The sequence below is a fragment of the uncultured Cetobacterium sp. genome, from assembly GCF_947038635.1.
GTDB lineage: Bacteria > Fusobacteriota > Fusobacteriia > Fusobacteriales > Fusobacteriaceae > Cetobacterium_A.
In genome coordinates, this window is sequence record NZ_CAMQXC010000181.1 from 1 (window position 1) to 2,870 (window position 2,870).

Annotated in this window: 4 protein-coding genes and 2 tRNA genes; 4 read left to right on the forward strand and 2 right to left on the reverse strand. The window is 29.4% G+C overall.

Going from position 1 to position 2,870, the window contains the following annotated elements:
* The 4 genes from Q0V08_RS11350 to Q0V08_RS11365 form a co-directional block, all read left to right on the forward strand.
* A partial coding sequence (locus Q0V08_RS11350) for an FMN-binding protein (RefSeq protein ID WP_297434830.1) occupies nt 1-279 on the forward strand: 279 nt, incomplete at its 5' end.
* Nucleotides 280-311: 32 nt separating this feature from the next.
* Nucleotides 312-644, forward strand: coding sequence for a helix-turn-helix domain-containing protein (locus tag Q0V08_RS11355; protein ID WP_297434831.1), 333 nt, complete (start codon nt 312-314; stop codon nt 642-644).
* Nucleotides 645-687: 43 nt separating this feature from the next.
* Nucleotides 688-1,239 carry a YbhB/YbcL family Raf kinase inhibitor-like protein gene (locus Q0V08_RS11360; protein WP_297434832.1) on the forward strand — a complete coding sequence of 184 codons (552 nt, stop codon included), beginning with the start codon at nt 688-690 and terminating at the stop codon, nt 1,237-1,239.
* Between the two features lie 70 nt (nt 1,240-1,309).
* Nucleotides 1,310-2,440: a transposase gene (locus Q0V08_RS11365; RefSeq protein ID WP_297434833.1), complete on the forward strand. Its 1,131-nt coding sequence runs from the start codon at nt 1,310-1,312 to the stop codon at nt 2,438-2,440.
* A 196-nt stretch (nt 2,441-2,636) separates the two neighbouring features.
* Here Q0V08_RS11365 and Q0V08_RS11370 read toward each other — a convergent pair.
* Nucleotides 2,637-2,711 (reverse strand) — tRNA-Glu (locus Q0V08_RS11370).
* Nucleotides 2,712-2,717: 6 nt separating this feature from the next.
* Nucleotides 2,718-2,793 (reverse strand) — tRNA-Lys (locus Q0V08_RS11375).
* Between the last annotated feature and the right edge of the window lie 77 nt (nt 2,794-2,870).

Below are 2,870 nucleotides of genomic sequence, written 5' to 3' on the forward strand. Positions count from 1 at the left end.
ACTATAACTTTTAGTAGTGAATCTATTGGAGTTGGTAAAGATGATAAATATGGATACGAAATTAAATTAAAACTAGAAAAAGATTCAAATGGTAAAATTAAAAATATTGAAATTTTAGAAGATAACACAAAGAAAAGTATTTCGAAAAAAGCACTTCCTAAATTAATAGAAGAAGCCAAAATTAAAAATTCAGCAGATATAGATTCAGTTGCTGGAGCTACATATACATCTGATGTTTTTAAAAAGGCTTTAAAAGCTGCTCTTGAAAATGCCAAGTAAATAAAAATAATTTCAAATCAAAAGGTGAATAAATGAGAGAAATAACTTGTCCTTTAGAAGCTGTTTTCTTTATCTTAAGAGGAAAATGGACCCCTATTATTTTATGGAGAATGCGTTTAGGAAATCAACGTCTAACTGATTTAAAAAAAGATATTGTTGGTTGTAATGAAAAAATGTTGATCCAACACTTAAATGATATGACTGAACATGGACTTTTAGAAAAAATTGAATATAATGTTTATCCAAAACATACTGAATATAGATTAACTGAGTTTGGAAAAGAGCTAATCCCTACTTTTGCAAAATTTCAAGAGTTAGGAATTAAATACTTACAAAAAAGTGAGTTATTAACAGATGATAAATAGTATGTTATTCTTAAGTTGAATTAAAACTTAGGAGGAACCTATTATGAAAAAAAATATTTTATTAACATTAAGTGCTTTATCTATTTCAGCTTTTGGATTTACTTTAGAAAGTAATGGTATCGAAAATGGATATATAAAAGAAAAATATGGTAAACATGGAACTCAAAATCTAAATGGTATGCCTTCTTTATCTTTTCCACTTAAATGGAAAGATGCTCCTGAAAATACTAAAAGTTATGCTTTAGTAATGGAGGATTTTGATGCAGTTCCTGTTACAGGATTTTCTTGGATACACTGGATTGCAATTATCCCTGGAACTACTACTGAGTTACAAGAAAATGCTAGCTTAAAAAATAAAGAGATTATTCAAGGTGTTAATAGCTGGATCTCTTCTATGGGAGAATTAAATAAAAGTGATGCTTCACATTTTGGAGGGCCTGCACCTCCAGACAAAGACCACACTTATAATATTACTATTTATGCTTTAAATAAAGATATCAAACTACAACCTGGTTTTTATTTAAATGAGCTTTATAATGAAATGAACGGACATATTATTGATAAGGTTACATTAAAAGCTAAATATAAAAAATAATAAAAAATAGCAGCTCACAAAAAATGTGAGCTGCTTTTCTTTTCCCTTCATAAAAAGGTATAATATCATCATGAATAAAAATACTAAACCTTTAAAATATATTTTTGAAAATCATTTCCAGCAAACTTGGAAAGAAATTAAACATAAATTCCCTAAAAATATTCACTCTTCTATCTGGAATAACATTTCCAAATTTTTAGATTGTGGCGATATTTCGCGAGGATATACTGCTTTTAAATGTAATAAATGCTCGCATATGCATATTGTTGGTTTTTCTTGTAAGTCTAGATTTTGCTCTTCTTGTGGTAAAATCTATGCGGAAAATTGGGCTCTTAAACTTAAAGATGAACTTCTTAATATCGAGCATATTCATGCAACACTTTCTTTACCTGTTGGATTTTGTCGAGATTTCTTTTTTTACAATCGCTCTAAACTTACCGACTTAGCAAATGCGGCTTATCAAGCTCTTAAATATTCTTTTAAAAAACTTGGTATCCATTCTTTTGGTCTAATCATTAATATACATACTTTTGCTAGAAATCTCGATTGGAACCCTCATATTCATTGCATTCTTACTTTTGGCGGATACGATAAAAATCAAAAATGGAAAAATATTAAAACCATACCTTATCCTGTACTTAAAAAATCTTGGCAAAAATGTTCACTAGATATCATTGCTAAATATGCAAAAGATAATAACCATAGAAATTTAAAAAATAAAATTTCACTCTGTTATCAAAAATATAAACGTGGTTTTTATGTTAATTCAGATAAAAAAATTAATAACATCTTTGAAATCGCTAAATACATAGGTAGATATCTAGCGCGTCCTGCTATTGCTGAATATAGAATCACTATTATTACACATTCTACGGTTACTTTTTGGTATCAAAAACCTGATTCTTCAAAAAAGATTTATTTAACTCTACCTATAGACCAATTCATAGGAAGATTATTATCCCATATTCCTCCTGAAAATTTTAAAACAATCCGAAGATTTGGACTTTACTCAAGAAGATGCAAAAATAAAAAACCCAAGAAAATTAAGCTTTTTAAAAACAAAATTTCTTGGGCTGAACGTATTTTTAAAACTTTTAAGATGAATCCATTAATTTGCCCTAAATGTAATTCTGATCTTGTTCTTTTAGAAATATTCCATATTAAATATGGTGTCATATTTCCTAAAGCTAGTTCTTCTTAATACGTCGACTCAAATAACTATTCACCCGCACCAAACCTGCGGTATTTTGTGGTACTCACAACTTTGAGTTTTCATTTTATTATACTAATTTTTTTCATTTAACTCAAATTTTTCAGTATTTTTTTGCCTAAATTTTTCTATACTTTCCTTATATAATAAAAAAAAGATGTATTTCTACATCTTTCAAAGTTCGTATTGGTACCCCGTAGGGGAATCGAACCCCTGTTTATAGAGTGAAAATCTATTGTCCTTACCACTGAACGAACGGGGCAGGTGATGGTGCGTCATACTGGGCTCGAACCAGTGACAACACGATTAAAAGTCGTGTGCTCTACCATCTGAGCTAATGACGCATATCTTGTTAATTTTTTATTTAATTTTGGTGGCGGGAGCTGGACTCGAACCAACGACCTTCGGGTTATGAGCCCGA

Bases quoted from the DNA above. Each gene is read 5' to 3' on its own strand.
- Q0V08_RS11355 (WP_297434831.1), top strand. From the start codon at position 312: ATGAGAGAAATAACTTGTCCTTTAGAAGCTGTTTTCTTTATCTTAAGA.
- Q0V08_RS11360 (WP_297434832.1), top strand. From the start codon at position 688: ATGAAAAAAAATATTTTATTAACATTAAGTGCTTTATCTATTTCAGCT.
- Q0V08_RS11365 (WP_297434833.1), top strand. From the start codon at position 1,310: ATGAATAAAAATACTAAACCTTTAAAATATATTTTTGAAAATCATTTC.